Source organism: Micromonospora parastrephiae (assembly GCF_016802865.1).
In the GTDB taxonomy this organism is placed as follows: Bacteria; Actinomycetota; Actinomycetes; order Mycobacteriales; family Micromonosporaceae; genus Micromonospora; species Micromonospora parastrephiae.
Window position 1 is genome coordinate 1 of the sequence record NZ_JAEVHM010000351.1, and the last position, 2,974, is coordinate 2,974.

Genomic DNA, 2,974 nt, shown 5'->3' on the forward strand with positions numbered 1-2,974 from the left:
GCGGGCGTCGGGGTCGGGGTTGAAGCCGGCGCCGACGCGGGCGCCGACGGGGCGGCCGGTGCCGGAGCACCGGCGGACGCGACGAATGCGTTACGCAGCCGTCGGGCGACGGGCGCCTCGACGGTGCTGGACGCGGACTTCACGAACTCGCCCATTTCCTTCAACTTGGCGAGAACGGTCTTACTCTCGACCCCGAGCTCTTTTGCAAGCTCGTGTACGCGGGCCTTGCCTGCCACTGCACTCCTCACTCCGAGGTCGTGCGGGCAGCACCCGCAGCGACCTCACTCGTGCACTTGAAGCCTGGTCATTTCAGGGACTTCATCGTGTGCTCATGTCGGTCGTCCTACCCTGCTAGCGACCCTCGCCCGGTCGGGCTGACCGGACGTAGTGGTTGGCGCATCGACGTGCTCCGCCAGCTCACCGTGGTCGAGGACCTCGGTGATGCGCAACGCACGCCCGAAGGCGCGGCGCCGCACCGCCAGCGCGAAGCAGGCCGGATCCGGGTGCATGTTCGCCCCCCGACCCGGCAGCCTGCGGCGCGGATCAGGCCGGAGGCTGTGACCAGCCTCGTCCCCGATCGCGACGATCCGCAGCAATTCGCTGGCCGGCGCACGTTGCCGGCAACCCACACAGGTGCGCTCCGGCTGCGCGCGTCGTACCACTGGAGGAAGTCTACCCCTAGCTGCCCGAGATCGCGCTGCCCGGCTCCGGCACGTGATCAGCCGCCCCGCGCGCGGCGGGCGCGGTCTGCTCCGCATCGGACCGAATATCGATCCGCCAACCGGTCAACCGGGCAGCGAGTCGGGCATTCTGCCCCTCCCGCCCGATGGCGAGGGAGAGCTGGAAATCCGGAACGGTCACCCGGGCGGCCCGGCCGGCCAGGTCCACCACCTCGACCCGCAGTGCCTTGGCCGGCGACAACGCGTTGCCGACGAAGGTGGCCGGGTCGTCCGACCAGTCGATGATGTCGATCTTCTCGCCGTGCAGCTCGCTCATCACGGCACGCACCCGCTGACCCATCGGGCCGATGCAGGCACCCTTGGCGTTCACGCCGGGAGTGGTGGAGCGGACGGCGATCTTCGTACGGTGACCCGCCTCACGGGCGATCGCACCGATCTCCACCGTGCCGTCGGCGATCTCCGGCACCTCCAGCGCGAACAGCTTCTTCACCAGCGCCGGATGCGACCGGGACAGGGTGATCTGCGGACCGCGCATGCCCTTGGCCACGTGCACCACGACGCAGCGGATCCGCTCGCCGTGGGCGTACCGCTCGCCGGGCACCTGCTCCGACTGCGGCAGCACGCCCTCCAGCTTGCCCAGGTCGACGCTGACGATGCCCTTCTCGGAGCGCGCCTCGTGCGCCTGCACCACGCCGGTGACGAGGTCACCGTCGCGGCCCACGTACTCGCCGAAGTGCACCTCGTCGGTGGCCTCCCGCAGCCGCTGGAGGATCACCTGCTTGGCGGTCATGGCGGCGATCCGGCCGAAGTCGTGCGGGGTGTCGTCCCACTCGCGCACCAGACTGCCGTCGGCGTCCATCTCCTGCGCGTACACCAGGGCGGCGCCCGACTTGCGGTCGATCTCCACCCGGGCGTGCGGCTCGGCGCCGTCGGTGTGCCGGTAGGCGGTCAGCAACGCGGTCTCGATCGCCGCGAGAATCGTGTCGAACGGGATCTCCCGCTCGCGCTCGAGTGCGCGTAGCGCCGCGAGGTCGATGTTCACCTCTCCTCGTCCTCCACATCATCTTCGTCGTCGATGTCGTCTGAATCGTCGAACTCGTCGGTGTCGTCCGCGTCGTCGAGCTCGTCTGTCTCGTCCGAGTCGTCGAGCTCGTCCGGCTCGCCCAGCTCCGCGAGGCGGGTGAACTCGACCTGCACCCGGCCCGGGCCCAGCTGGGCGTACGCCCACGAGGCGCGGCCGTCGTCGGTCTCCAGCTGCACGCCGTCGTCGTCGGCCCCGACCACCCGGCCGGTCAGCTGCCGGTCGCCGGTGGCCTGCTCGCCGCGCTGACCGGGCAACGACGCCGCTCCCCGGACGGTGACCTTGACCAGCCGGCCCACGTTGCGCCGCCAGTGCCGGGGCAGGGTCAGCGGCCGGTCCACGCCGGGCGAGCTGACCTCCAGCTGGTACTCGCCGGCGACGATGTCGCCGTCGGCCTCCTCGGCCGCGTCCAGCGCGGCCGAGACCGCGCGGGAGACGTCGGCGACGGCGTCCAGGTCGATCCCGCCGTCGCGGTCCACGATCACCCGCACCACGTGCCGGCGGCCGGCCCGGGAGACCGACAGGTCCTCCAGGTCGTAGCCGACGCCGTTGACGACCGGCTCGATCACGGTCCGCAACCGGGTACGCCGCGCCGCGAGATCACCGCCACGGGGACCGCCCTCGCGCGGCCCGCGGGGACCCGCGCCATCGCGGGGTCGACCCGTCGACCTGGTGGCACGGCCACGCTGCGTCATCTCCGCACCCTTTCCCTGGTCGACCGGGACGTTGTCCCGGCATGCCGGCACGCCACCGGAGCGGACGCGCCGATGGCTGCGCAGAGCGTAACGCGCCTGCCGGGCAGCGGGCCGGGCGGCGCACCGACGCCGGTGGCCCCCGCAGCGGCCCGGATGGTGTTGACTTGCCCGGTGGGGATCGGCAGAACGACACAGCGCGACCATTCATCCGGACAATCCCGGCGAAAGCTCCTGCGTACCGGAGCGCTGCTCGCGCTCGGCGGCGCGGTCGCGCCGCTGACCGGCTGTGATCTTTTCGACCGCGACGACCAGCCGGCGCCGCCGCCGGACCCGCTGCGGCCCATGGTGGACGAATCCCTCGGCCTCGCCGCGGCGCACCGGGCGAGCGCGGCCGCGCACCCGGAGCTGGCCGAGCGGCTCGGCCCGATCGCCGAGGCGCACACCGCGCACGCCACCGAACTGGCCCGGGTGATCGGCGTCGCGGTCCCCTCGGCGCCCGCCGCCGCACCGACCACCAC

General features: G+C 72.4%; 5 protein-coding genes. 1 reads left to right on the forward strand and 4 read right to left on the reverse strand.

The window, feature by feature from the left end; genetic code table 11:
* The 4 genes from JNW91_RS30810 to rimP form a co-directional block, all read right to left on the reverse strand.
* On the reverse strand, window positions 1–236 hold a 236-nt coding region (locus JNW91_RS30810), incomplete at its 3' end, for a translation initiation factor IF-2 N-terminal domain-containing protein (protein WP_203178976.1).
* Window positions 237–329: 93 nt separating this feature from the next.
* A complete protein-coding gene (locus JNW91_RS30815) occupies window positions 330–662 on the reverse strand; it encodes a YlxR family protein (RefSeq protein ID WP_203178977.1) in 333 nt (110 codons plus the stop codon).
* A gap of 16 nt (window positions 663–678) precedes the next feature.
* Entirely contained in the window at window positions 679–1,722 is a 1,044-nt protein-coding gene (gene nusA / locus JNW91_RS30820; RefSeq protein WP_203178978.1) for a transcription termination factor NusA, read from the reverse strand.
* A complete protein-coding gene (rimP, locus tag JNW91_RS30825; protein WP_203178979.1) occupies window positions 1,719–2,456 on the reverse strand; it encodes a ribosome maturation factor RimP in 738 nt (245 codons plus the stop codon). Before rimP ends, nusA begins: the two co-directional genes overlap by 4 nt.
* A gap of 153 nt (window positions 2,457–2,609) precedes the next feature.
* On the opposite strand from rimP, the gene JNW91_RS30830 reads away from it, so the two are divergent.
* On the forward strand, window positions 2,610–2,974 hold a 365-nt coding region (locus JNW91_RS30830), incomplete at its 3' end, for a hypothetical protein (protein WP_238426009.1).